The organism is Spirillospora sp. NPDC046719 (assembly GCF_040645715.1).
Lineage (GTDB): Bacteria > Actinomycetota > Actinomycetes > Streptosporangiales > Streptosporangiaceae > Spirillospora.
On record NZ_JBEYYT010000033.1, the window covers coordinates 20,163 to 43,160 of the forward strand.

The 22,998-nt window shown below is 75.2% G+C and carries 21 protein-coding genes; 14 read left to right on the plus strand and 7 right to left on the minus strand.

All coding sequences use genetic code 11. The features are described from left to right. The first annotated feature begins 14 nt into the window (after positions 1 to 14). Genes ABZ914_RS08795 through ABZ914_RS08805 form a run of 3 tightly spaced genes read left to right on the plus strand, consistent with a single transcriptional unit; the run spans position 15 to position 2,859 of the window. Positions 15 to 854 carry a helix-turn-helix transcriptional regulator gene (locus tag ABZ914_RS08795; protein WP_500192451.1) on the plus strand — a complete coding sequence of 280 codons (840 nt, stop codon included), beginning with the start codon at positions 15 to 17 and terminating at the stop codon, positions 852 to 854. 53 nt (positions 855 to 907) lie between these two features. After that, positions 908 to 1,915 (plus strand): DMT family transporter, encoded by a 1,008-nt coding sequence (locus tag ABZ914_RS08800; protein WP_500192452.1) that lies wholly within the window; start codon positions 908 to 910, stop codon positions 1,913 to 1,915. Positions 1,916 to 1,926: 11 nt separating this feature from the next. Next, positions 1,927 to 2,859 carry a LysR family transcriptional regulator gene (locus ABZ914_RS08805; protein WP_500192453.1) on the plus strand — a complete coding sequence of 311 codons (933 nt, stop codon included), beginning with the start codon at positions 1,927 to 1,929 and terminating at the stop codon, positions 2,857 to 2,859. Between the two features lie 12 nt (positions 2,860 to 2,871). Here ABZ914_RS08805 and ABZ914_RS08810 read toward each other — a convergent pair whose 3' ends face one another. Further along, on the minus strand, positions 2,872 to 3,303 hold the full coding sequence (locus tag ABZ914_RS08810) for a MarR family winged helix-turn-helix transcriptional regulator (protein ID WP_500192454.1): 432 nt from the start codon (positions 3,301 to 3,303) through the stop codon (positions 2,872 to 2,874). A gap of 98 nt (positions 3,304 to 3,401) precedes the next feature. Between ABZ914_RS08810 and ABZ914_RS08815 the strand changes: the two genes are divergently transcribed. Continuing rightward, entirely contained in the window at positions 3,402 to 4,037 is a 636-nt protein-coding gene (locus ABZ914_RS08815; protein WP_500192455.1) for an MBL fold metallo-hydrolase, read from the plus strand. A 7-nt stretch (positions 4,038 to 4,044) separates the two neighbouring features. Here the strand turns inward: ABZ914_RS08815 and ABZ914_RS08820 are convergent, their stop codons facing one another. Next, positions 4,045 to 4,947: a DUF6924 domain-containing protein gene (locus tag ABZ914_RS08820; RefSeq protein WP_500192456.1), complete on the minus strand. Its 903-nt coding sequence runs from the start codon at positions 4,945 to 4,947 to the stop codon at positions 4,045 to 4,047. Positions 4,948 to 5,068: 121 nt separating this feature from the next. Between ABZ914_RS08820 and ABZ914_RS08825 the strand changes: the two genes are divergently transcribed. Together ABZ914_RS08825 and ABZ914_RS08830 are read left to right on the plus strand one after the other, a co-directional pair. Next, entirely contained in the window at positions 5,069 to 5,686 is a 618-nt protein-coding gene (locus ABZ914_RS08825) for a superoxide dismutase (protein WP_500192457.1), read from the plus strand. A 128-nt stretch (positions 5,687 to 5,814) separates the two neighbouring features. Continuing rightward, complete coding sequence (locus tag ABZ914_RS08830) at positions 5,815 to 6,228, plus strand: acyl-CoA thioesterase (protein ID WP_190863522.1); 414 nt, start codon at positions 5,815 to 5,817, stop codon at positions 6,226 to 6,228. Positions 6,229 to 6,244: 16 nt separating this feature from the next. Here ABZ914_RS08830 and ABZ914_RS08835 read toward each other — a convergent pair whose 3' ends face one another. Beyond that, positions 6,245 to 7,663, minus strand: a complete 1,419-nt coding sequence (locus ABZ914_RS08835; RefSeq protein WP_500192458.1) for an amino acid permease — start codon at positions 7,661 to 7,663, stop codon at positions 6,245 to 6,247. A gap of 34 nt (positions 7,664 to 7,697) precedes the next feature. Continuing rightward, positions 7,698 to 8,093 carry a winged helix-turn-helix transcriptional regulator gene (locus ABZ914_RS08840; protein ID WP_500192459.1) on the minus strand — a complete coding sequence of 132 codons (396 nt, stop codon included), beginning with the start codon at positions 8,091 to 8,093 and terminating at the stop codon, positions 7,698 to 7,700. Between the two features lie 82 nt (positions 8,094 to 8,175). Here ABZ914_RS08840 and ABZ914_RS08845 point away from each other — a divergent pair, with 82 nt between their 5' ends. After that, entirely contained in the window at positions 8,176 to 8,889 is a 714-nt protein-coding gene (locus ABZ914_RS08845) for an SDR family oxidoreductase (RefSeq protein WP_500192460.1), read from the plus strand. A 49-nt stretch (positions 8,890 to 8,938) separates the two neighbouring features. Here ABZ914_RS08845 and ABZ914_RS08850 read toward each other — a convergent pair whose 3' ends face one another. Continuing rightward, positions 8,939 to 9,670 (minus strand): PaaX family transcriptional regulator C-terminal domain-containing protein, encoded by a 732-nt coding sequence (locus tag ABZ914_RS08850; RefSeq protein WP_500192461.1) that lies wholly within the window; start codon positions 9,668 to 9,670, stop codon positions 8,939 to 8,941. 112 nt (positions 9,671 to 9,782) lie between these two features. Here ABZ914_RS08850 and ABZ914_RS08855 point away from each other — a divergent pair, with 112 nt between their 5' ends. From ABZ914_RS08855 to ABZ914_RS08880, 6 genes are all read left to right on the plus strand, one after another. Next, positions 9,783 to 11,549 (plus strand): acyl-CoA dehydrogenase family protein, encoded by a 1,767-nt coding sequence (locus ABZ914_RS08855; RefSeq protein WP_500192462.1) that lies wholly within the window; start codon positions 9,783 to 9,785, stop codon positions 11,547 to 11,549. A 1-nt stretch (position 11,550) separates the two neighbouring features. Further along, the gene (locus tag ABZ914_RS08860; protein ID WP_500192463.1) at positions 11,551 to 12,321 is read left to right on the plus strand and encodes a crotonase/enoyl-CoA hydratase family protein; all 771 of its coding nucleotides are present in this window, start codon (positions 11,551 to 11,553) and stop codon (positions 12,319 to 12,321) included. A gap of 118 nt (positions 12,322 to 12,439) precedes the next feature. Continuing rightward, a complete protein-coding gene (locus ABZ914_RS08865) occupies positions 12,440 to 14,596 on the plus strand; it encodes an outer membrane protein assembly factor BamB family protein (RefSeq protein WP_500192464.1) in 2,157 nt (718 codons plus the stop codon). A gap of 29 nt (positions 14,597 to 14,625) precedes the next feature. After that, positions 14,626 to 16,722: a protein kinase domain-containing protein gene (locus ABZ914_RS08870; RefSeq protein WP_500192465.1), complete on the plus strand. Its 2,097-nt coding sequence runs from the start codon at positions 14,626 to 14,628 to the stop codon at positions 16,720 to 16,722. 85 nt (positions 16,723 to 16,807) lie between these two features. Further along, positions 16,808 to 18,055: a cytochrome P450 gene (locus ABZ914_RS08875; protein ID WP_500192466.1), complete on the plus strand. Its 1,248-nt coding sequence runs from the start codon at positions 16,808 to 16,810 to the stop codon at positions 18,053 to 18,055. 86 nt (positions 18,056 to 18,141) lie between these two features. After that, positions 18,142 to 19,239, plus strand: a complete 1,098-nt coding sequence (locus ABZ914_RS08880; protein WP_500192467.1) for an NAD(P)-dependent alcohol dehydrogenase — start codon at positions 18,142 to 18,144, stop codon at positions 19,237 to 19,239. 38 nt (positions 19,240 to 19,277) lie between these two features. Here ABZ914_RS08880 and ABZ914_RS08885 read toward each other — a convergent pair whose 3' ends face one another. Then, positions 19,278 to 20,210, minus strand: coding sequence for a 2-hydroxyacid dehydrogenase (locus ABZ914_RS08885; protein WP_347256955.1), 933 nt, complete (start codon positions 20,208 to 20,210; stop codon positions 19,278 to 19,280). A gap of 140 nt (positions 20,211 to 20,350) precedes the next feature. Between ABZ914_RS08885 and ABZ914_RS08890 the strand changes: the two genes are divergently transcribed. Beyond that, positions 20,351 to 21,361, plus strand: coding sequence for a nitronate monooxygenase (locus ABZ914_RS08890; RefSeq protein WP_500192468.1), 1,011 nt, complete (start codon positions 20,351 to 20,353; stop codon positions 21,359 to 21,361). 82 nt (positions 21,362 to 21,443) lie between these two features. On the opposite strand, the gene ABZ914_RS08895 is transcribed toward ABZ914_RS08890, so the two are convergent. Next, the gene (locus ABZ914_RS08895) at positions 21,444 to 22,526 is read right to left on the minus strand and encodes a helix-turn-helix domain-containing protein (protein ID WP_500192469.1); all 1,083 of its coding nucleotides are present in this window, start codon (positions 22,524 to 22,526) and stop codon (positions 21,444 to 21,446) included. Between the last annotated feature and the right edge of the window lie 472 nt (positions 22,527 to 22,998).

Below are 22,998 nucleotides of genomic sequence, written 5' to 3' on the forward strand. Positions count from 1 at the left end.
GGCACACTGGGCCCATGGCGACACGCGAGATGGCGGACTTCCTGCGTTCCCGGCGCGACCGCATCAGCCCCTCGTCCGTGGGCCTGCCCGACGGCGGGCGGCGGCGCGCCCCCGGCCTGCGCCGCGCGGAGGTGGCGCTGCTCGCCGGGATCAGCCCCGACTACTACATGCGGCTGGAGCAGGGCCGCGGCATCCGCCCCTCGCCGTCCGTCCTGGACGGTCTCGCCCGGGCGCTCGTCCTCAACGACGACGAGCGCGACCACCTCTACCGGCTGGCGCTGTCGCTGCCGTCCCCGCCCTCCGCCGCCGCGGACGCTCCCGTGGCGGACGCCCCGGTGCACCCCACCGTGCGGCGCCTCCTGGACGAGATCGCCCCGGTCCCCGCCTACGTGATCAACCCCCGTCTCGACGTGCTGGCCTGGAACGCGACGGCCGCCGCGCTCATGCCGCACCTGGCGGAGCAGCCCGCGTCCCGCCGCAACATGCTCCGGTACGCGCTCTGCGACCCGCGCGCCCGCACGTTCTACGTGGAGTGGGAGGAGGTGGCCCGGCACGGCATCGCGCAACTGCGCACCGCCACCGGCCGCGACCCGGACGACCCCGCGACGCGGGCCCTGATCCGCGAGCTGTCACGGACGCCGCACTTCGGCACCTGGTGGGACCGGCAGGACGTCAAGGGCCCGGGCATGGGCCGCAAGGAGTACCGGCATCCGGTGGTCGGCCGGCTGGCCCTCGACTACATCGGCATGGTCCTCCCCGGCACCGCCGACCACCAGTTCGTCACGCTCACCGCCCCCGAGGACGGCCCCGCCCGAGCCGCCCTGGACGAGCTCGCCGCCCTGGCCCGCTCCTGAGCGCCGGGGCACATCGAATAAGTGTCACTGAAGCTTTTCGCAGCAAAAAGTAAATGGATCTTCTCCGTGCGGTCCGGGACGGTGGCGGGATGGCCTCCCGCTCCGGTTCCGCTCACCTTCTCGCCCTGGCGGGCACCGTCGTGCTCTGGGCCTCGGCCTTCCCCGCCATCCGGGTCGGCATCGACGGCCTCGGCGTGGCGGCGCTGTCGTTCCTGCGGATCGCGATCGCGGCGACGGCGCTCGCCCTGGCGGCGCCGCTGGCCAAGGTGCGCCCGCCCCGGCGCCGCGACCTGCCGATGATCGCCTTGTGCGGGGCCACCGGCGTCACCGCCTACCAGGTCCTGCTCAACTGGGGCGAGGTCCGGGTGGAGGCCGGGACCGCGAGCCTGCTGATCGCGACCGCCCCCGTCTTCAGCGTCCTGCTGGGAAGCCTGCTCCTCGGGGAGCGGCCGACGCGCACCGTCATCGCCGGGAGCACCGTCGCGCTCGCCGGCGCGGCCATGGTCGGCCTGGCCGAGGGCACCGGCGGATTCACCGTCTCGGCCCTCATCGTCCTCGCTGCCGCCGTCGTCCAGGGGACCTACCACTTCGCGACCAAGCCCCTGCTCCGCCGCTACACCGGCCTGGAGGTCGCCACCTACGCGATGGTCGCGGGAACCGTCTTCGCGCTGCCCCTGGTCCCCGCGGCGTGGTCCGCGACGTTCCGCGCACCGGCGGACGCGCTGGCCTCCGCGGTCTACCTGGGGCTGCTGCCGTCCGCGCTCGGCTTCGTCATCTGGGCCTACGCCGTCGCCCGCCTGCCGCTCGCGGCCTCCACGGCGGCCCTGTACCTGGTGCCGCCGGTGGCGCTGATCGTCTCGTTCGTCTGGCTCGGCGAGGTGCCCCACCCCGTCGAGCTGATGGGCGGCGCGGTCAGCGCGGCCGGGGTGATCCTCATCCACCGGCACAGGGCGGCTCCGGATCCCGGCGACGCCCCGGACGGCGACGTGCCGGATCGCGACGTGCCGGAGGCCGTCGGGACACACTGGGAACCGCCGCCCCGATTCGAGCGATCCGAGTAAGGAGCCCGTCCGTGCTCGACGTACGCCGTCTGCGGATCCTCCAGCACCTGGCCGCCTACGGCACCGTCGCGGCCACCGCCGAGGCCCTGCATCTGACGCCGCCGGCCGTTTCCCAGCACCTCGCCGCCCTGCAGAAGGAGGCGGGCACGCCGGTGGTGGAGAAGGTCGGCCGCACGCTGCGGCTGACCGCCGCCGGAGAGCTACTGGTGGCCCATGCCGAGATCATCCTGGCGGAGCTCGCGGCGGCCGAGTCCGGCCTGGCCGCCCTGCAGACCGGACGGCGCGGCATCGTGCGGATCGCCGCGTTCCCCTCCGCCGCCCGCGCCCTCGTCGCGCCCCTGTGGCGGCGCCTGGCCGAGACGGACGCCTCGCCGGCCCCCTCGCTGCGGCTGTCCGTCGTGGAACCCGACGAAGCCCTCGACCAGCTGCGCAAGCGCTCCACCGACCTCGCCGTGGTGCACAGCTACACCGTGCTGCCGCGCGACTTCCCCGCCGCATGCGAGCAGGCCGTCCTGATGGAGGAGCCGGTGCTGCTCGCCCTGCATCCCCGGCAGGCCGAGGCGCTGCGCCTGGCCCCCGGGCAGCCCGCGGATCTCTCCCGGCTGTCGGATGTGCCGTGGCTGACGCCCGGGCCGGAGACCTCCTGCCACGAGATGATCCAGCGCGCCTGCGGCATCGCGGGCTTCGTCCCGGACATCCGCGCCCGCGGCAGCGACTTCTCCGTGCTGGCCGCCCTGGTCGCGGCGGGAGCGGGCGCCGCCCTGATCCCTCGCATGGCGTTGCCGGAGACCACCGCGGCCCTCAGCCTCCACCCGCTGGTCCAGCCCGTGTCCCGGACCATCTTCACCGTCAGCCGGGCGGGCACCGCCAGGCGCCCCGACCTGCGGCGCGTCCTGGACCTGCTCCACGACCCGGCGACCGTTCCCGGGGGAATGCGCGACTGACCCCGTGCCGGGTCAGTGCGGGCCGGCGGACGCGGTCAGGCGGTCGAGGAGGGCGGGGAGCTCGGCGAGGCGGTCCTGCTCGTCCGGGGTGAGGGCGGTGGCGATGGCGGCGGCGAGCCAGTCGCGGCGGGCGCGGCGGTCGCGGTCGAGGGCGGCGCGGCCCTCGGGGGTGATCGCGATGACGCGGCCCCGGCCGTCGCGGGGGTCGGGACGGCGGACGGCGTAGCCGAGGCTTTCGAGGTCCTTCACCGTGCGGCTCTGGCTCTGGTGCCGGACGCGGCGCCGCTGCGCGAGCGAGGCGATGCTCGCCTCGCCCTCGCGGTCGAGCAGCCCGAGCGTCTGCGCGACCGGCGGCGCGAGCGCGTCGGCCTGGGACCGGGCGGTGCGGACGAGCCCGCCGATGGACGTGCGCAGCCGCTCGGCGAGCTGGTCGTGGTCCGTCATGGCGGCCTCCGGGGTGCGGCGTCCCGCCAGTATATACAGCAAAGGTGTACAGTTTGAGCTGTAGATATCGCGGAACGGACAGGAAGGAAGACCGCCCGATGCAGCTCACCAAGCACGCCCACGCCTGCGTCGTCCTCGAGAAGGAGGGCACGACGATCGTCCTCGACCCGGGGACGTTCACCCCGGACGCGGAGGCCGCGGTCGCCGCCGCGGACGCCGTCCTGATCACCCACGAGCACTTCGACCACTTCGACGACGCGCTCCTCGGCGCCGCCCTCGACAAGCGTCCCGACCTGCACGTCTACGGCCCCGCGTCCGTACGGGACAAGCTGGGCGACCACGGCGGCCGGGTGCGGGCCGTCGCGTCCGGCGACGCGCTCTCCATCGGCGACTTCGCCGTCACCGTCCACGGCGAGCGGCACGCGGTGATCCACCCCGACATCCCGATCGTGGCCAACACCGGCTACCTGATCGACGGCCGGCTGTACCACCCGGGCGACGCCTACCACGTCCCGGACGTCCCGGTCGACACGCTGCTGCTGCCCACCAGCGGGCCGTGGACCAAGCTCGGCGAGGCCGTCGACTTCGTCCGGAACGTCCGGCCCAGCAGGCTGCTCCAGATCCACGAGCTGATGCTCAGCGAGCTGGGCCAGAACTCGGTCGCCGGAATGCTGAACAACCTGACCGGCCTGGAGATGGCGCTCCTCGCGCCGGGGGACGCCCGCGAACTCTGAGCGGGCGCTAGACGAAGTCGGCGAAGTCCATGTTCGCGATCTCCAGATTGGCGGCCATGCTCCCGACCTCGTCGAGCGGGACGCGGGCCACCTGGCCGGGGGTGTCGTAGAGGTCGACGACGAGCAGCGGGCGGGCCGGATCCGCGAGGGCCTCCGCGTCCGCGAGCGCCACCATCGTGGTGTGGCCGTCCGGGCTCCGGCCGGGCGGCACGAGAGCCGGGACCTGGCCCGGCTGCAGGTCCGCGTAGGCGGGGTCGTCGACGACCACGGGGTCCAGGTCGACGTGGTCGCCGTACTCGCCGTCCTCGGGCTCCCCGTCCAGCTCCGGATCGGGGAGGGCGCCGAGCAGCGCGCGCCAGCCCGCGTCATCGCGGAAATCGGTGCGGACGAGGATCGTCCCGCCGCCGGCGGGCAGCCGCGGGAACGAGGTGCGGACGACGCCGGTCGAGGTGGGGGTCTCCGGGGCGCCGCCGTCGCCCCGGTACCTGCCGTACCGGTCCATCCCCTGGACGAGCTCGTCGAAGCGAAGGGCGCCGGACGCCAGGTCCGCCAGGACGCGGCCGAGGTCGTTCGCGGCGACCCGGACACCGCGTCCGGGGACGTCGCGCATGTCGACCACCAGCGGATCGTCGCCGCCGAACACGACGGGGATGTCGGCGTGCACGATCACCTGCGGCGCCGGGCCGTCCGCCGCGGCCAGCGCGGGGAAGTCCCCGCCGTGCAGGTAGTCCCAGCCGGGGTGCTCGGCGAGGCGGAGCCGGACGCCGCCGTTCAGCGTGACCGTGTCGCCCTCGCGCCGTCCGCCCAGGGCGGTGAGGGCGCCGCCCCAGCGGGCCTTGCCGTCCTCGTAGGAGGTGCAGACGAGCAGCACCTCGCCGGGCGCGGGCGCGGGCAGCCTCGGGTGCGGCATGGGGCCTCCGTCGGAGTGGCAGGACGAGCCGTCGCGCCGATTCTGCCGGGGGCCTCGGACATCGGGCGGCACGCTTGTTGCGTACTGGACGTAAGTGCGAATCATTTGCAATAGTGGCGGCATGGCCGACTACACGCTGCCCGACCTGCCGTACGACTACGCCGCGCTGGAGCCGGCGATCACCGGGGAGATCCTGGAGCTGCACCACTCCAAGCACCACGCCGCCTACGTCAAGGGCGCCAACGACACGCTGGAGAGGCTCGCCGAGGCGCGCGACAAGGAGCAGTTCGGCGGGCTCGTGGGGCTGGAGAAGACGTTCGCGTTCAACCTGTCCGGGCACGTCCTGCACTCGATCTTCTGGGACAACCTGTCGCCGGACGGCGGGGACCGCCCGGACGGCGAGCTGGCAGCCGCGATCGACGAGCACTTCGGGACGTTCGACGCGTTCCGCAAGCAGCTGACGGCCGCGACGTCCACCGTCCAGGGGTCCGGGTGGGGCGTGCTCGCGTGGGAGCCGCTCGGCGAGCGGCTCGTGGTCGAGCAGGTCTATGACCACCACGGGAACGTGGGCATGAACACCACGCCGCTGCTGGTGTTCGACGCCTGGGAGCACGCGTACTACCTGCAGTACCGCAACGTGCGGCCGGACTACGTCGAGAAGCTCTGGTCGCTGGTGAACTGGACGGACGTCAAGGCCCGCTTCGACAAGGCCCGCTTCGACAAGGCCGGCACGGCGTAGACGGCCGCCGCGCCGCGTCCCGAGACCACGGCGCCCTCCAGGCCGGGATCGTGCTCAGAACCCTTTCCTTGCGGCCCGGAGGGCGCCGTGCCGCGTGCCACCAGGGGATACCTAGACTGGCGCGCGTGATGAGCGACTACCCCCACCAGGTCAGCGTGCCGACGCGCTGGAAGGACAACGACGTCTACGGCCACGTCAACAACGCCGTGCACTACTCGCTGATGGACACCGCCATCAACGAGTGGATGATCGGCAAGGCGGGGTTCGCGCCGCTGGACGCGCCGTCGATCGCGCTGTGCGTGGAGTCGCACTGCCAGTACAAGGCCGAGGTGTCGTTCCCGGACACGATCCGGCTCGGCCTCCGCGTCGGCAAGCTCGGCACGTCCAGCGTCCGCTGGGAGATCGGCATGTACCGGGCGTCCGACGACGCGCTCATCGCCGAGGGCCACTTCGTGCACGTCTTCGTCGACCGGGAGACCCGCCGTCCCGTGCCGATCGCCGAGCCGATGCGCACGGAGATGGCCAAGCTCGTCGTCGCGTGACGGCGTCCGGCGCCGGTCAGCGCCGGTTCAGCAGGGAATGGCGCCGGCTGTAGGCGAAGTAGACCGCGCAGCCGATCAGGAACCACACCACGAACCGCACCCAGGTCTGCCACTGCAGGAACGTGATCAGCCAGACCGAGAAGACGACCCCGACGGCGGGCACCACCGGCATCCCCGGCGTCCGGAACTCGCGCGGCAGGTCGGGGCGCCGGTAGCGCAGCACGATCACCGCGACGCACACCACGATGAACGCCAGCAGGATCCCGATGTTGGTGAGCTCCGCCGCCTCCGCGATCGGCAGGAACCCCGCGATCAGCGCCGACCCGAGCCCCAGGATCCAGGTGATCCGCGTCGGGACGTGCCGCGTCGGGTGCGTCCTCGCGAACCAGCCGGGCAGCAGCCCGTCCCGGCTCATCGAGAACCACACCCGCGTCGCGCCCATCATGAACGTGAACAGCACCGTCAGCACGCCCAGGATCGCGCCGACCGCGATGACGATCCCGACGGTGTCCAGCCCGACCGACTTGAACGCCGAGGAGAACGCGGCGTTCGGGTTGATCTCCCGGTAGTCGACCATCCCGGTCAGCACCAGGCAGGCCAGCACGTACAGCACCATCGAGATCGCCAGCGAGTAGATGATCGCCTTCGGCATGTGCTTGCGCGCCTCCCGCGACTCCTCCGCCGCGGTGCTCATCGCGTCGTAGCCGAAGACGGCGAAGAAGACCGTCGCGGCCCCGGTGAACGCGCCGGACAGGCCGAACGGGAAGAACGGCGAGTAGTTCCCGCTCCGGATCTTGAAGACGCCGACCACGATCACCAGCAGGACGATCGCGACCTTCAGGTACACCAGTACCGTCTCGAACCGCGCCGCGCTGCGCATCCCGAGGTTCAGCACCCACGCGATCAGCAGGCACAGCAGCGCCGCGAACAGGTTGACCTTGTAGCTGCCGCCCGCCACGTCCTTCGGCTCGGTCCCCGGCGCGCCGCTCATCCACAGCGGCAGATGGACGTGCATGAACCCGAGCAGGTCGTCGAAGTACCCGGATATCCCGATCGCGACCACCGCCACGATCGCGGTGTACTCCAGCAGCAGGTCCCACCCGATCGCCCAGCCGGTGAACTCGCCGAGCACCGCGTACCCGTAGGTGTACGCCGACCCCGCCTTAGGGATCAGCCCCGCGAACTCGGCGTACGAGAACGCCGCCGCCGCGCTCGCCACCCCGGCGACGAGGAACGAGATCAGCACCGCCGGCCCGGCCTTCTCGTTCGCCACGGCCCCGGCCAGCGAGAAGATCCCCGCGCCGATGATGCCGCCGACCCCGATCGCGGTCAGCTGCCACAACCCGAGCGTCCGGGTCAGGCCCGCGCTCCCCGACTCGTCCTCGATCTGCTCGATCGGCTTCCGCCGGACCATCCCGTCCAGGACCGAAGGCATGCAGCCACCTCCCAGGCGCCGTCGCCACGGCAGATCATGTGCCCCCGCGGCGCCCCGCGAACCCGCCGGCGGCCGGGTCGGTGGCGGCGTCGTAGGTGTGCTGGGCGGTGATGATCTCGGCGGCGTGCTCGCGGATCCAGCCGGTCAGGCCGCGGAGGGGGACGGTGATGCCGCGGCCCAGCGGGGTGAGGGCGTAGGTGACCGAGGGCGGGACGGTCGGCTCCACCGTGCGCAGGACGAGGCCGTCGCGGACGAGGGTGCGGAGGGTCTGCGACAGCATCTTCTCGCTGACGCCCTCGATGCGGTCGCGGAGCTCGTAGAAGCGCAGGTCGGAGGAGTCGAGCGCGGTGAGGACGAGGATGCCCCACCGGCGGGTCACGTGGTCGAGGACCACCCTTGCGGGGCAGTCGCGCCGGAAGACGTCGTCCATCAGGGCACCTACTCTCGGCGCATGGGCTTACCTTTCGGTACGTACTTTCGAAAGGTTAGCCGCCTCTCCTAGCGTGGGCGGCATGGAACCAGTCGCACTCGTGACCGGTGGGGGCCGTGGCATCGGCGCCGCCACCGCAAGGGAACTCGCCCGCCGCGGATACCGCGTGGTCGTCAACTACCACCGCGACCGGGCGTCGGCGGAGGCCGTCGCCGCGGAGACGGGCGGGACGGCGATCCGCGCCGACGTCCGGGACCCGGCCGAGGTGGCGGCGCTCGTGGCCGCGTGCGGACCGGTCACCGCCCTGGTGTGCAACGCGAACATCGATCCGTCGTTCGGGCCGGTGCGGTCGCTGCCGTGGGAGGCGTTCATCGGGAAGGTGGAGGGCGAGCTGGCCGCCGCGTACCACGTGACCCAGGCCGTCCTGCCGGACATGCCGGAGCACGGGCGGATCGTCTACGTGTCGAGCCTCAGCGCCGACCTCACGCGGCCGATGACCGGCGCGCACACGACGGCGAAGGCGGCGCTGGACGCGTTCGCGCGGCATGTGGCGGCGGAGGCGAGCCCGGTGGCGGTCAACGTGGTCGCGCCGGCGGCGGTGCGCACCGAGGGGTCGTCGGCCGCGCGGACGCCGGAGATGGAGGAGGCGCTGGCCGGACGGTCCGTGCTGGGGCGGATGGTGGAGCCGGACGACGTGGCGGCGGTGATCGCCGCGGTGGCGGACGGGTCGCTGCCCGCGGTGGCGGGCGCGCGCATCCCGGTCGACGCGGGGTTCCGGGTGCTCGCGGCGCCGTGAGCGGGCTCCGCGGGCGCGGCGGGCGCGGCGGGGGCGGCGGGCGCGGCGGTCAGGGTTGGAGTTCGCTGGTGAGGAGCCGGGCGAAGTCGGTCTCGAAGGTCTCGTAGCCGCCGCGGAGGGCGTCGCCGGGCCAGCCGGGCGGGAGGAGTTCGGGCGGCAGGATCGGGTCGCGGAGCAGGTGGCGGAGGGCGGCGGCCGCGAGGGTGAAGCGCTCGGCGATGCCGTCGGCGCCGGCGAGGGCGGCGCGGAGCGCCTCGGCGGTGGCGGCCCAGCCGTCGAGGTCCCAGAGGGTCCGGGCGAGGGCGGCGGGGTCCTGCTCGGGGCGGCCTTCGAGGAAGGTGCACTGGCGGACGACGGTGCCGGGGCGCGGCCGGTCGAGGTTGGCGGGGCGCAGCCAGGTGCCCTCGCGCAGTTCGGCGAGGCGGAGCGCGGACATGGCCTGGCGGAGCGCGGCGCGGTCGGCGGCGGGGCGGCGCTCGGCGGTGATGACGGCGATCTCCCAGGCGCCGTCCCAGGGGCGGGTGCGGGGGCGGCGGCTCTCGTCCTGGCGGGCCTGGCGTTCCAGGAGCCGGTCGGTGAGGGCGTACCGGCCGTCGGTCTGGACGAGGTCGCCGGAGGTGACCATGCGGGAGAGCGCGACGCGGACGGTGCCCTCGGCGATGCCGAACAGGTCGCCGACGCGGACGAGGTGGCGGGCGGCGAGGCGGGGCGGATGGACGCCCAGCAGGGTGCTCAGCACGACGGAGCGTGCCGTGAGCGGGCGGATGTTCGGCGTGTCCATGGCTGCTGCGGACTTTAGCCGGTGCGGGCCCGGCGGAGCGGGCGGTCCGGGTGCGGTCACCGGTGAGATTACAGTCTTCCATCACGTGAAATGGAAGCGTAATGTCCGGGGCATGGCCTCTTACCTGATCGAGCCGTTCGACCGGCTCCCCTTCGGCGGCGCGGACAAGGCCCGCCGGTACGCGACGGAGCGCTACCAGGGGGCGGCGGGCCTCAACTGGTACGACTGCGACCCGACGCTGCGGTTCCTGATGCGGCGCCACCTCGGCGACGGCTTCGGCTGGGCCGAGCCCCGGCTCCGCGGGCTGGGCGCGCTCATGGGCGGCCCGGTCAACGCGTGGGCGGAGGAGACCGACCGGAACCCGCCGCGGCTGGAGAAGTACGACCGGTGGGGGCGCGACGTCAGCGAGGTCGTCATGCCGGGGTCGTTCGAGGCGGCCCGGCGGGAGCTGGTGGCGACGTCGTTCACCCGGCCCGCCTTCGTCGCGGAGGCGAAGGCGAACGGCGTGGACCCGGCGCCGCTCGGCGTCGCCTGGAGCTACCTGCTCGACCAGGCCGACATCGGCATGGCGTGCGCGCTCGGCACCGGCGGGGACATGGTCGTCGGGCTCACCGAGCTGTTCGCGCCGGACGAGGTGAAGGAGCGCGTCCGCGCGCTGTTCGCCGAGGGTGCGTTCTCCGGCGAGGCCGCGCAGATGCTCACCGAGCGGTCGGGCGGCTCCGACCTCGGGGCGCTGGAGTCGACGGCGACGCGGGACGGCGACGCGTGGCGGCTCAACGGGTTCAAGTGGTTCGCGTCGAACGCGAACGGGTCGGCGTTCGTCGTCCTCGCCAAGCCCGAGGGCGCGGTGGACGGGGTGCGCGGCATCGCGCCGTTCCTGGTGCTGCGGGAGCGGCGGGACGGGACGCGCAACGGGGTGCGGATCCGCCGGCTGAAGGACAAGCTCGGCACCCGGTCGGTGGCGTCCGCGGAGATCGAGTTCACGGACGCGGAGGCGTTCCTGCTGGCCCCGGCGTCGAGCGCGGGCGAGGGCGGGGACGGCAAGGGCCTCGCGCGGATGATGGAGCTGACGAACGGCGCCCGGCTCGGCATCGCGATGATGGGGCTCGGCTGCGCGCGCCGGTCGCTGGTGGAGTCGCTCTGCTACACGCGGGCGCGCGAGGCGTTCGGGGCGTCGCTGGACGAGCAGCCGCTGATGCGGCGCAAGCTCGCCGAGATGATCGTGGAGACGGAGGCCGTCCAGGCGCTGGTGTTCGACGGGTACCTGGGCAGGCCGCGGTTGCGTGTGGGCGCGGCGCTCATCAAGCTGCGCGCGGCGCGGCTCGGTGTGACGGCGGCGAGCGACGCGATCGAGATCCACGGCGGCAACGGGTACATCGAGCAGTGGCCGGTCGCCCGCATCCTGCGGGACGCGCAGGTCAACCCGATCTGGGAGGGCGGCGACAACATCCTCTGCCTGGACGTCCGCCGCGCCATCGAACGCGACGACGCGCACGAGCCGTTCCTCGACCGGCTCACCGAGGCCGTCGCGAGCGCCCCCGGCGGCGACGACGCGACCGCCGAGCTGGTGAACGCGCGGATCGGGCACCTCCGCGAGGCGATCGGGAAGTGGCGCGGCCTCGACCGGGCGACGGCGGAGGCGCGCCTGTACCCGCTCGCCCAGTACATGGCCGACGTGTACGCGGCGGCGCTGCTGCTGGAGCAGGCCGGCTGGGAGCGCGCCGACTCCGGCGCCGACCGCAAGGCGCTCGTCGCGCGCCTCTACGCTCGGAGGCACCTCGCCGACGCGGGCCCGCTGCGGGCGATCGACGCGCCGGCGGAGGACCTCGAACGCTTCAAGGACCTGGCGGACGGCGCGTTCGTCCGCGTGGAGGAGTGACATGCGCGTCAGGAGCGAGCGCCGCGGGCCCGTGACGACCGTGATCATGTCCCGTCCGGAGGCGCGCAACGCCGTGGACGGGGCGGTGGCGGACGGGCTCGCGGCGGCGTTCCGGGCGTTCGACGCCGACCCGGACGCGAGCGTCGCCGTCCTGTGGGGCGAGGGCGGGACGTTCTGCGCGGGCGCCGACCTGAAGTCGATCGGCACGGAGCGGAGCCCGCGCGTGGACGCGCCGCCCGCCGACGGCCCGCTCGGCTGCACGCGGATGCGGCTGTCGAAGCCGGTGGTCGCGGCCGTCGCGGGGCACGCGGTCGCGGGCGGCCTGGAGCTGGCGCTCTGGTGCGACCTGCGGGTCGTCGAGGAGGACGCGACGTTCGGCGTGTACTGCCGCCGCTGGGGCGTCCCGCTGGTGGACGGCGGGACGGTCCGGCTGCCGCGGCTGATCGGGACGAGCCGCGCCATGGACCTGATCCTCACGGGCCGTCCGGTCGGCGCGCGGGAGGCGTTCGACATCGGCCTCGCGAACCGGCTCGTCCCGCCGGGGACGTCTCGGGAGGCGGCGGAGGAGCTGGCGGCGGACCTCGCCCGCTTCCCGCAGGCGTGCCTGCGCAACGACCGCATGTCCGTCCTGGACGCGGAGGGCCTGCCGGAGGAGGAGGCGCTCGCCGTCGAGTACCGGCACGGCCTCGGCTCCCTGCGGGACGCGCTCGACGGCGCCGGGAGGTTCAGCGCGGGCCACGGCCGCCACGGGGATTTCGGCGACCTGGGCTGACGGTGCCCGCGCCGCGGCGCTCGCCGCCGCGCCCGCCCGCCGCGCCCGCCGCGGAACGGGCGGGAGGCGGGCGCGAAGGCCGCCGCGGAATGCCCGGATCGCTCTATCATGTCGGCCGGTGGACAGCCGGTTGAAGAGCCTGGGCGCGCACGATCCCGCGCGGGTCGGACCGTACCGGTTGCTGGCGGTGCTCGGCAGCGGCGGGATGGGCCGCGTCTACCTGGGGCGGTCCCCGGGGGCGCGCGCCGCGGCCGTCAAGGTGGTGCGTCCCGAGCTGTCCGGCGATCCGGCGTTCCTGGCGCGGTTCCAGCGCGAGGTCGCGGCGGCTCGCGCGGTCGGCGGCGCCTTCACCTCGCCCGTCCTGGACGCCGACCCCTCGGCGGATCCGCCGTGGCTGGCGACCGCGTTCGTCGCCGGGCCCCCGCTGAGCGACGCGGTGCGGGCGCACGGCCCGCTGGAGGAGCCGGTCGTGCGCGTCCTCGGCGCCGCGCTCGCCGAGGCGCTGGCGGCGGTGCACGCGGCGGGGCTCGTCCACCGCGACCTCAAGCCCGCGAACGTGCTGCTCGCCGCCGACGGCCCCCGGGTCATCGACTTCGGGATCAGCCGGGCGCTGGACGGCACGGCGGTCACCCGCAGCGGCGCGCTGGTCGGGTCCCCGGCGTTCATGGCGCCCGAGCAGGTCGCCTCGGGACGCCGCGCGGGGCCCGCCGCCGACGTGTTCGCGCTGGGCGGCGTGCTGGTGTACGCCGCGACCGGCACGCCGCCGTTCGGCACCGGGGCGGTCCCGGCCGTGCTCGCCCGCGTCGTCGGGGCGGACCCGCGACTGGACGGCGTGCCGGACGGCCTGCGGCCCGTGGTGGCCGCGTGCCTGGACAAGGATCCCGGCCGGCGCCCGTCCCCGGAGGAGCTGGTCGAGCGGCTCGGCGGGGCCGATCCGGTGGAGTGGTGGCCCGCGCCGGTCCGCGCGGAGATCGCCGCGCGGGCGGGCGAGGCGTCCGCCCTGCTCGCCGCGCCGCCCCTCGTCCCGCCCGTCCCGGACGGGAGCCCGACGCACCCGGGGGCGGCCGGGGACGACGCGCCGACGGTGCGCGAGCCGTCGCCGACGCGTGTCCTGCCGGACCCTCCCGGCCGCCGCCGCTTCCTGGTCGTGGCCGGTGCCGCCGCGGGAGCCGCCGCGGCGGCGGGCGTCACCGGATGGCTGCTGCACGACCGGGGCTCCGACCGGCCGCGCGGCCCGCGCTCCGCGGCCGTCGGCGCGCCCCAGGGGCCGCGCCCGCTCTGGACCTACACCCCGGCGCTGGACGATCCGTCGCCGGACCTGCCCGCCGCCGTGAGCGGCGGCGCGGTCCTGCTCGGCGAGGCGTCCGGGCTCACGTGCCTGGACGCCGCCACGGGCGCCCGGCGATGGGCGGTCCGCGTGGACGCCGGGATCGGCCACGTCGAGGTCTCCGGCGGGACGGTGTACGGCCTGGCGCGGAACGGCGAGCTGTTGGCGTTCGACGCCGCCACCGGCGAGCGCCGGTGGCGGGTCGCCGGTGACCGCCTTCCCCTGGGCCCCGGCGACGACGTGGTCGGCGTCGCGGGCACGCTCATGATCGGCCGCCGGTACCCCACGGGCGGGGGCCCGGCGTCCGTCCGGGCCTTCGAGGTGCCGGGCGGGCGGACGCGGTGGCGGCTGGAGGTGGCGTCCCGGCTCCCGCCCGTGCTGGCGGCGGGCCGCCTGCTGGCGGCCGGGAAGGGCGCCGTGCTGGCGGTCGACGCGGCGACGGGGAGGCGGATGTGGCGGACGCCGCTGGCCGAGGACCCGCCGTCCCTCCAGGTGTCCGAGTCGGCCGTGCTGGTCCCCGGGGCCGGCACGCTCATGGCGTTCGCTAGCGGCACGGGAGCGCGGCTGTGGACCGCCGGAGGGTTGGGCCGGCTCCTGCCGACCGTCCTCGCGGCCGCCGGGGACCTGGTGTGCGTCGCCGACGGCCCCACCGCGATCGGCCTGGACGCGCGCACGGGGAGCGTCCGGTGGCGCACCCGGCTGCCCGCCGCCCCGGCCGCCGCGACGCCGCCGTGGTCCCCGGCGCTGGTCGCCGTGCCGCTCGCCCCCGATGACGCGCAGGCCCGGGCCGGGGCCGGCGCCGGGCTGGCGGTGCTGGACCCCGGCGGCGGCCGCGTCCGCTGGATGTACCGCGTCCCCAACGACGCCGAGACCGAGTGGGACGTGCGGACCGACGGCGCCCGCGTGTACGCCTTCGACGGCAGGCGGCTGCTGGTGTTCCGAGGATGACGGCCGACGCGGAGAGGACCCGAGTGGAGATGACGGAGCCGCTGCGCCCCGAGGACCCGGAGACGCTCGGGCCGCACCGCCTCGTCGGGCGGCTGGGGCAGGGCGGGATGGGGAGGGTCTACCTCGCGCGCTCCCGCGCCGGGCGGCTGCTCGCCGTGAAGGCCGTCCACGCCGAGTACGCCGACGACCCGGCGTTCCGCGCGCGGTTCCGGCGGGAGATCGACGCCGCGCGCCGGGTGGCGGGGGCCTTCACCGCGCCCGTCGTCGACGCCGACCCGGACGGATCGCCGCCGTGGCTCGCCACCGCGTACGTGCCCGGGCCGTCGCTGCGGGACGCGGTGCTGCGGCACGGCCCGCTGCCGGAGGGCACGGTCCGCGCGCTCGGGGCCGGGCTCGCCGAGGCGCTGGCCGCCGTGCACGCGGCGGGGCTCGTGCACCGCGACCTCAAGCCGTCCAACGTCCTGCTGGCGGCCGACGGGCCGCGGCTGATCGACTTCGGCGTCAGCCGGGCGGTGGACGACGCGGCGCTGACGGCCGCCGGGGCGGTCGTCGGCTCGGCCGGGTACCTCTCGCCCGAGCAGGCCGCCGCGGACGAGGCGGGCCCGGCGTCCGACGTGTTCTCGCTCGGCGCGACCCTCGCCTTCGCCGCGACCGGCCGCCCGCCGTTCGGCGACGCCCGCCTGGAGGTGCTGCTCTACCGGGTCGGTCACGAGGACCCCGACCTGGCCGGGCTGCCGGGACCGCTCCGCGACGTCCTGGCCGCCTGCCTGCAACGCGAACCGGAGCGGCGGCCGCCCGTCGGCCGGCTGCCCGCGCTGTTCCTCCCTGAACCCGATGCCGCCCCGGGGGCGGCTCCGGCTCCGGCGCGGCACTGGCTGCCGGACCCGGTCGCGGCCGAGGTGGCGGAGTGGCTCGCGGACGCCGCGGACGCCGGGGACGGCCCGTCCGGTGGCGGGGACGGCACGTCCGGTGGCGGAGGGGTCGGCCGCCGGTGGCTGCTGGCGGGGCTGGCGGCCGCCGGGGTCGCGGCGGTGGCGGGCGGCGCGATCGCCCTCGCGTCCCGCGGCGGCTCGGCGCCCCGGCCCCGGCCGTCGGCCAAGGCGAAGACCACCCCCCGCCCGCTCTGGAGCGCGCGAGCCGAAGACCCGGACGGCATCGCGATCGCGGGCGGCCTGGTGCTCTACACCACCGGCATGTTCTCCGCGGACCTGGTCGGGCTCGACCTGCGCACGGGGCGGCGGCGGTGGCGCAAGGGCAAGGTGCTGCTCGCGGACGGGCCCGGCGAGGAGTGGGCCCGGCCGCCCGTCGCGGCGTCCGGCGGCGCCGTGTACGCCGCGCTCGGGTCGCTGAACGGCGGCGCCCCGCTGCGCGCCCTCGACCCGGCCACCGGCGCCGTCCGGGCGACGATCGACCTGCCCGGCGGCCTCGAACCGGGTTTCGTGTGGGGAGCGCAGGGTCCGGTGGTCTTCTGCAGGTCCTCCGCCGCCGGCCGCGCCCTGATCGCGGTCGACGCGGCGGCGCGGAAGGTCCTCTGGTCGCACCGGGGGGAGGGTGTGGAGGACGACATGGTCACCGTCCCGCCCGCCGGGGGCCTGGTGTTCCGGACCGACCGGACCGGGACCGTGCACGCCCACGCGGTCGCGGACGGCACCGAGCGGTGGCGGGTCCCGACCGACGCCGCCGCCGGGGGCCGGCCGGTGATCGCGGCCGGGGACGCCGTCTACGTGTCAGGCGGCTACCTGTACGCGCTGGACGCCGCGACCGGGCGCCGGCGCTGGGCGTTCGCCACCGGGAGGGACGGGCGGGCCGCCGTCCGGGGCGGCGACGTCTTCGTCACGCTGCCCCGCCTTACCGCGCTCGACGCGCGCACCGGCGCGCCGCGCTGGCAGGTGGAGGCGGGCGGGACGCTCGGGCGCCTCGCGATCTGCGCGGATCTGCTGCTCGCCGTGGACCTCGACAGGGAGCGTCCCGCCGTGCACGGCTGGGAGGCGGGCACGGGGAAGCGGCGCTGGGAGTATCCGCTCCCCGCGGACGAGGGCGGGAACCCGTACCGCTCCGTCGAGACCGCTGGAGACGTGTTCGCGATCCGCCACGGTTCGGCGATCGCCGCCTTCCAGGTCACCTGACCCGGCGCCGCCCTGGGAGTAACCCTGTACTTACGGTCCGGGGCGCGCCGTTCTAAGCTCGACACCGACGACCCGAAGGAGCGGTATGACCCTGAGCGTGGACGAGGCGGGCCGGGCGCTCGCCGACCCGAAGGCGTACGCCGATGAGGCCCGGCTGCACGAGGCGCTCGCGCTGCTCCGGCGGGAGGCGCCGGTGCAGTGGGTGGAGCCGCCGGACTACAACCCCTTCTGGGCGGTCACGAAGCACGCCGACGTGATGGAGATCGAGCGGAACCACGAGATCTTCCTGAACGGGCCGCGGCCGCTGCTCGCCACCGCCGAGTTCGACGAGCTGAACCGGGAGCGCGCGGAGCAGGGCATCGCGCTGCGCACGCTGATCCACATGGACAACCCCGACCACCGGGTGATCCGGGCGATCGGCGCGGACTGGTTCCGGCCGCGCGCGATGCGGGCGCTCGAACCGCGCGTGAAGGAGCTGGCGAAGCGGTACGTCGACCGGATGGTGGAGCTCGGCGGCGAGTGCGACTTCGCCCGGCAGGTCGCGGTGCACTTCCCGCTGTACGTCATCCTGTCGCTGCTCGGCCTGCCGGAGAGCGACTTCGACCGGATGCTGAAGCTGACGCAGGAGCTGTTCGGCGGGGACGACGACGAGCTGCAGCGCGGCCAGACGAACGAGGAGAAGCTGCAGGTCCTGCTGGACTTCTTCGCCTACTTCCAGGGGCTGACGGAGGAGCGCCGCAAGCACCCGACCGACGACCTGGCGTCCGCCATCGCGAACGCGCGGATCGACGGGGAGCCGCTGAACGACTTCGACACCGCGTCCTACTACGTCATCATCGCGACGGCCGGGCACGACACGACCAGCGCGACGATCGCGGGCGGCCTCCAGGCCCTCATCGAGCATCCCGAGCAGCGGAAGCGGCTCGCGGACGACCCGGGCCTGATGCCCCTCGCCGTGGACGAGATGATCCGCTGGGTCACCCCGGTGAAGGAGTTCATGCGGACCGCGGCCCGCGACTACGACCTGCGCGGCGTGACGATCCGGGAGGGCGACGCGGTGCTGCTGTCCTACCCGTCGGCGAACCGCGACGAGGACGTGTTCGACGACCCGTTCTCCTTCGACGTCGGGCGCGACCCGAACAAGCACCTGGCGTTCGGGTTCGGCGTGCACTACTGCCTGGGCGCGGCGCTGGCCCGCATCGAGGTCCGCGCCTTCTTCGAGGAGCTGCTGCCGCGGCTGCGCTCGATCGAGCTCGCGGGTCCGGCGGAGAGCATCGCGACCACGTTCGTCGGCGGGCTGAAGCGGCTGCCCATCCGCTACTCGCTGGACTGACACCCGCCGCCCGATACCGGCCCGCCTGGCACCAGCCGCCCGGCACCCGCCGTCCTGACACCCGCCGTCCTGACAGGAGAGCCCCAGTGCAGATCGACGCCGCGGTGCTGCGCGCCGCAGACGCCCCCTACACGATCGAGCGCGTCGAGCTCGCCGACCCCGGTCCGGGCGAGATCGTCGTCCGGATCGCGGGCGTCGGGATGTGCCACACCGACCTGCTCGGGCGGGTGCCGGGCGACCTGGTCGCGAAGCCGGTGATCCTCGGGCACGAGGGGTCCGGCGTGGTCGAGGCGGTGGGGCCGGACGTCACCGGCGTCACCGAAGGTGACCACGTGGTCATGTCGTTCGACTCGTGCGGGTCCTGCGCGAACTGCCGCGACGCGGTGCCCGGCGCGTGCCCGCAGATGGCCGCGCTGAACATGATCGCGGTCCCGCTGGACGGGCGGCCCCGCGCCACGGACGCCGGCGGGAACGCGGTCGGCAACCGGTGGTTCGGGCAGTCGTCGTTCGCGTCGCACGCCCTCGGCACGGTGCGGAACGTCGTCCCGGTGACCAAGGACGTGCCGATCGAGAGGCTCGGGCCGCTCGGCTGCGGCGTGCAGACCGGCGCCGCGTCCGTGCTGATCTCCCTCGGCGTCCGGGCCGGCGACAGTATCGCGGTGTTCGGCGCGGGCGCGGTCGGGCTCGCCGCCGTGATGGCCGCGAAGGTCGCGGGCGCCACCACGATCGTCGCGGTCGACCTGAACGACGCGCGCCTCGACCTGGCCCGCGAGCTCGGCGCCACGCACACGGTCGACGGCGCGGACGACGACATCGCGGGCCGGATCCGGGCGCTTTCCGGCGGCGAGGGCGTGCAGTACTCGTTCGACACGACCGCCGTCCCGTCCGTGGTGTCGACCGCCGTCGCGGCGCTGCGCACCACCGGCGTCTGCGGTCTCGTCGGCGTCGGCTCCGAGGAGTACCGGCTCGACCCGAACCTGCTGCTCATGGGCCGGACGGTCAAGGGCATCATCGAGGGGGACGCCGTCCCGCACACCTTCATCCCGAAGATGATCGACCTGTGGCGCAGGGACCTGTTCCCCTTCGACCGCCTCATCGCGACCTACCCGCTCGACCGGATCAACGAGGCCGAGGCGGACGCCGCGTCCGGGAAGGTCGTCAAGCCCGTCCTCCTGCCCGGCTGACCCGCGGGCCGCCGCGACCCGCCGCGGGGCGCCGCGGGTCACCGCACGCGGTGGAGGAGGTCGCGGCCGGAGGCGAGCCGGCGGCAGTTCTCCGCCGCGACCTCGAAGTACCGGTCCCACGTCTCGCCGGTGAGCCACGCGACGTGCGGCATCACGACGACGTTGTCGAGCGCGAGCAGCGGGTTCCCCGGATCGACCGGCTCGCGCTCGAAGACGTCCAGGCCGGCGCCGCCGAGCCGGCCGGACTCCAGCGCCGCGACCAGCGCCGACTCGTCGATCACCGCGCCGCGCGCCGTGTTCACCACGACCGCGCCGGGCGGCAGCAGCGCGAGCCGCTCGGCGTCCAGCAGGTGGTGCGTCTCGTCGGTCAGCGGGATGTGCACCGACAGGACGTCGCTCGCCCGCAGCAGGTCGTCCAGCTCCCGCCAGGCCGGGTCGTCGCGGCGCGGGCGCCGCGAGGTGTACAGGACGCGGGCGCCGACCGCCTCCAGCATCCCGCGCAGCAGCCCCGCGATCTCGCCGCCGCCGAGCAGCCCGACCGTCCGGCCCCGCAGCTCCCCGCCGGCCAGCGACCGGTCGGCGGGCCAGCCCTCGCCGCGCCGCGTCCGCGCGTCGAAAGCGACCAGCTTGCGCAGCGCCGCGAGCGCCAGCAGCAGGCTCGTCTCCGCGACGGCCTGCGCGTTGCGGCCCGGCATGTTCGCGACGGCGATCCCGCGCTCGGCGGCGGCGTCCAGGTCGATGGTGTTCACCCCGGTGCCGAGCTTCTGGACCAGCCGCAGCTTCGGCGCCCGGTCCATGTCGGCGGCGGTCAGCGGCCGCAGCACGTGCCAGATCACCTCGGTGTCCGGCAGCAGCGCGTGGAAGCGGGCGTCGTCCTGCTCGGAGCAGGAGACGATGTCCAGGCCGGGCTCGGTGTGGTCCATGTCGTAGTGCAGCAGCACCCGCATCCTGGTCCCTCTCGGTCGGTTCACGTTCGCTGAACCCGGCGGTCGCGGCCGGTGTCCCGCGGCTATCTTTCCGATCGTGGCGCATGCCGCGAGCCCGGGAAGGGCCGCCCCCGGCGGCCGCGCGGGCGGTGGTTGATCCGCGACGCCCCGGAAAGGGAACCGATATGACGGCATCCTGGCTTCCCGACCTGCCGATCGTCCAGGCGCCGATGGCGGGCGGCCCGTCCACGCCGGAGCTCGCCGCGGCCGTGTCGGACGCGGGCGGGCTCGGCTTCCTCGGCGCCGGCTACAAGACGGCGGACGCCGTGCGCGCCGACATCGACCGGACGCGGGCGCTGACGTCCCGCCCGTTCGGCGTCAACGTCTTCATGCCGTCGCACGACGACGTCGACCCCGCCGCCGTCGCCGCCTACCGGGACGCCCTCGCGCCCGAGGCGCGGCGGCTCGGCGTCGAACCCGGCACCCCGGGGGCCCGCGACGACGCCTACGACGCCAAGATCGCCGTCCTGCTGGCGGACCCGCCCGCCGTCGTGAGCTTCACGTTCGGCTGCCCGGACGCCGCCGTCGTCCGCGCCTTCCAGGAGCGCGGCACCACCGTCGTCGTCACCGTGACCACCGCCGAGGAGGCCCGGCTGGCGTCCGCCGCCGACGCGCTGTGCGCGCAGGGCACCGAGGCGGGCGGGCACCGCGGCTCGTTCACCAACACCTTCGACGGCGCGCTCGCGCTCCGCGACCTGCTCCGCGACGTCCTCGCGGTCACGGACCTCCCCGTCATCGCCGCCGGCGGCCTCGGCACGCCGGACGACGTCGCCGGCGTCCTCGCCCTCGGCGCCGTCGCCGCCCAGCTCGGCACGGTGTTCCTGCGCTGCCCGGAGAGCGGCGCGAGCGCCGTGCACAAGGCCGCGCTCGCCGACCCGCGCTTCACGTCCACCGCGATGACCAGGGCGTTCAGCGGACGTCCCGCGCGCGGCCTGGTCAACCGCTTCCTCGCCGAGTACTCCGCCGGCGCGCCCGCCGCCTACCCGGACGTCCACTACGTGACGTCGCCGCTGCGCAAGGCCGCCGCCGCGCAGGGCGACCCGGACATCCCCAACCTCTGGGCCGGGACCGCCTTCCGCGCCGCCGCCGAGACCCCGGCCGCCGACCTCGTCGGGCACCTGGCGTCCCGCCTCTGACGCGCGCTTCGCGTCCGGCCCTTGAGCCGCGCCTCCTCGCGGCCGGGCCGCACCCGGCCGGGCCGCGCCCAGCGGGGCCGTGTCAGCCGACGGGGTCGTCCCGCAGGCCGCGCGGGTGGCAGGCCACGTGCCGGCCGTCGCCGGTCAGCCGGGCCGGGCGGACGAGGTGGTCGGTGCCGTAGCCGCGGCGCTGCTGGTAGACCCAGAAGGCGGCGCGGGCCCGGCCCGTCCAGCGGTCGAAGATCATGACCTCGCGGGTGCCGGCGTCGCCGGTCGCGTTGACGACGAGGTCGCCTGCGGCGAGCCGGGCGGGCGGCACGCGGTCGCAGTAGGACGCGAGCAGCGACGCGGAGTTGGGGCCGGGCGCGGGCAGGCCGAGCGCCATCGCGGCGTACCCGGACCCGTCCGCCCGGTAGCCCTGGTAGCTGGCCGCTTGGCCGTACGGGACCCGCTGCCGCGTGCGGGGGTGCCAGCTTTCGGCGCGCGCGATGACGTCGTGGCGGTAGACGGTGCGAGCGGGCGCGTGGGTCGAGCGCGCGGGCGCCGCGGCCTGGCGTCCGCCGTCGCTCGCGGGCTCCTGAGCATTGGTGTGCAGGGTCGTCCCGAGGATGACGCCGGCCGCGCCTGAGACGAAGGTGCATCCCACCGCCGCTCCGATCAGCAGCCCTCGCGGAACCCGCTTCCGCGCCGCGGGCGGGGGCGCGGGCTCCCGCGCTGAGAGCGGCTCTGCGGGCGTGGTGGGGGCGCCGGGCTGGCCGGCGGTGTCGCCCGCCGGCTCCCGTTCATCGGCGTGCGCCGTCTCGGGCACCGCGTCCGCTGTCTCGGGCGCCGTCTCGGGCGCCGCCTCCGGTGCCGCCTCCGGCGCCGCGTCAGCCGTCGCGGACGGCGCCGACGCGCGGGCGTGGTCGGCGACCTCCCAGAGGGCCTCCAGGCGGTGCCGGTCGGCGCCGCACACCCGCGCGAGGGCCGTCACCGCGGACCGGGGGATCGGCGTCTCGCCGCCCAGCCAGCGGCTCCACGACGACCTGCTGGCGTGCGTCCGGCGCTCCAGCGCGCGCAGGTCGTGCCCGGACGCCTCCTTCAGGCCGCGCAGCTCGGTGAGCAGGACGCGCACCGCGTCCGGCAGGTCGTCGGGCAGCGGCGCCGGCGGGCGGCTTCGGCTCATCGGTGCATCTCCTGTAGGTCAGGCCGCCGCCCGGCAGCGGGCGGCGGACAGCGCCCAGGGCCTGTCGCGGCCGCCCATTATGCCCAGTTCCCTCGCGGGAAATGCCGGAACAACGATCGTCGCCCAGCGTTTCCGGCGCGCCGCGAAGGGTGATCGGCGTGCTGTCCCAGCGGGGTTCCGATGTCCCGTCCGGAGCCGGTCCGGATCGCTGTCTCAGCAGGTCACAGCCGTCTCCCCGTCTCGTTGTCCCAACCTCGCCGCCGGGTCTGCGAATGGCGCCCGGTGATCCCTAATGTCTCCGGCGTCGATCAACGAACCCCCTTCACGGCGTCCTCGCGGACGCAATTCGACGACCATTCACGGAGGTTTATCAATGGCTTCCCCTCGGGCCATCCTCATCGGGGTCAGCTCCCTCGCGCTGGCCGCCGGCACCGCCGCCGGGCTGGCCGGGACGGCGTCCCCGGCCGGGCAC

Excerpts from the sequence above, each read along its gene's own strand:
- ABZ914_RS08800 (WP_500192452.1), top strand. The coding sequence starts at position 908 with ATGGATCTTCTCCGTGCGGTCCGGGACGGTGGCGGGATGGCCTCCCGC.
- ABZ914_RS08825 (WP_500192457.1), top strand. The coding sequence starts at position 5,069 with ATGGCCGACTACACGCTGCCCGACCTGCCGTACGACTACGCCGCGCTG.
- ABZ914_RS08890 (WP_500192468.1), top strand. The coding sequence starts at position 20,351 with ATGACGGCATCCTGGCTTCCCGACCTGCCGATCGTCCAGGCGCCGATG.
- ABZ914_RS08860 (WP_500192463.1), top strand. The coding sequence starts at position 11,551 with ATGCGCGTCAGGAGCGAGCGCCGCGGGCCCGTGACGACCGTGATCATG.
- ABZ914_RS08810 (WP_500192454.1), bottom strand. The coding sequence starts at position 3,303 with ATGACGGACCACGACCAGCTCGCCGAGCGGCTGCGCACGTCCATCGGC.
- ABZ914_RS08875 (WP_500192466.1), top strand. The coding sequence starts at position 16,808 with ATGACCCTGAGCGTGGACGAGGCGGGCCGGGCGCTCGCCGACCCGAAG.
- ABZ914_RS08895 (WP_500192469.1), bottom strand. The coding sequence starts at position 22,526 with ATGAGCCGAAGCCGCCCGCCGGCGCCGCTGCCCGACGACCTGCCGGAC.
- ABZ914_RS08830 (WP_190863522.1), top strand. The coding sequence starts at position 5,815 with ATGAGCGACTACCCCCACCAGGTCAGCGTGCCGACGCGCTGGAAGGAC.
- ABZ914_RS08795 (WP_500192451.1), top strand. The coding sequence starts at position 15 with ATGGCGACACGCGAGATGGCGGACTTCCTGCGTTCCCGGCGCGACCGC.
- ABZ914_RS08820 (WP_500192456.1), bottom strand. The coding sequence starts at position 4,947 with ATGCCGCACCCGAGGCTGCCCGCGCCCGCGCCCGGCGAGGTGCTGCTC.
- ABZ914_RS08850 (WP_500192461.1), bottom strand. The coding sequence starts at position 9,670 with ATGGACACGCCGAACATCCGCCCGCTCACGGCACGCTCCGTCGTGCTG.
- ABZ914_RS08870 (WP_500192465.1), top strand. The coding sequence starts at position 14,626 with ATGACGGAGCCGCTGCGCCCCGAGGACCCGGAGACGCTCGGGCCGCAC.
- ABZ914_RS08845 (WP_500192460.1), top strand. The coding sequence starts at position 8,176 with ATGGAACCAGTCGCACTCGTGACCGGTGGGGGCCGTGGCATCGGCGCC.
- ABZ914_RS08835 (WP_500192458.1), bottom strand. The coding sequence starts at position 7,663 with ATGCCTTCGGTCCTGGACGGGATGGTCCGGCGGAAGCCGATCGAGCAG.
- ABZ914_RS08815 (WP_500192455.1), top strand. The coding sequence starts at position 3,402 with ATGCAGCTCACCAAGCACGCCCACGCCTGCGTCGTCCTCGAGAAGGAG.
- ABZ914_RS08855 (WP_500192462.1), top strand. The coding sequence starts at position 9,783 with ATGGCCTCTTACCTGATCGAGCCGTTCGACCGGCTCCCCTTCGGCGGC.
- ABZ914_RS08840 (WP_500192459.1), bottom strand. The coding sequence starts at position 8,093 with ATGGACGACGTCTTCCGGCGCGACTGCCCCGCAAGGGTGGTCCTCGAC.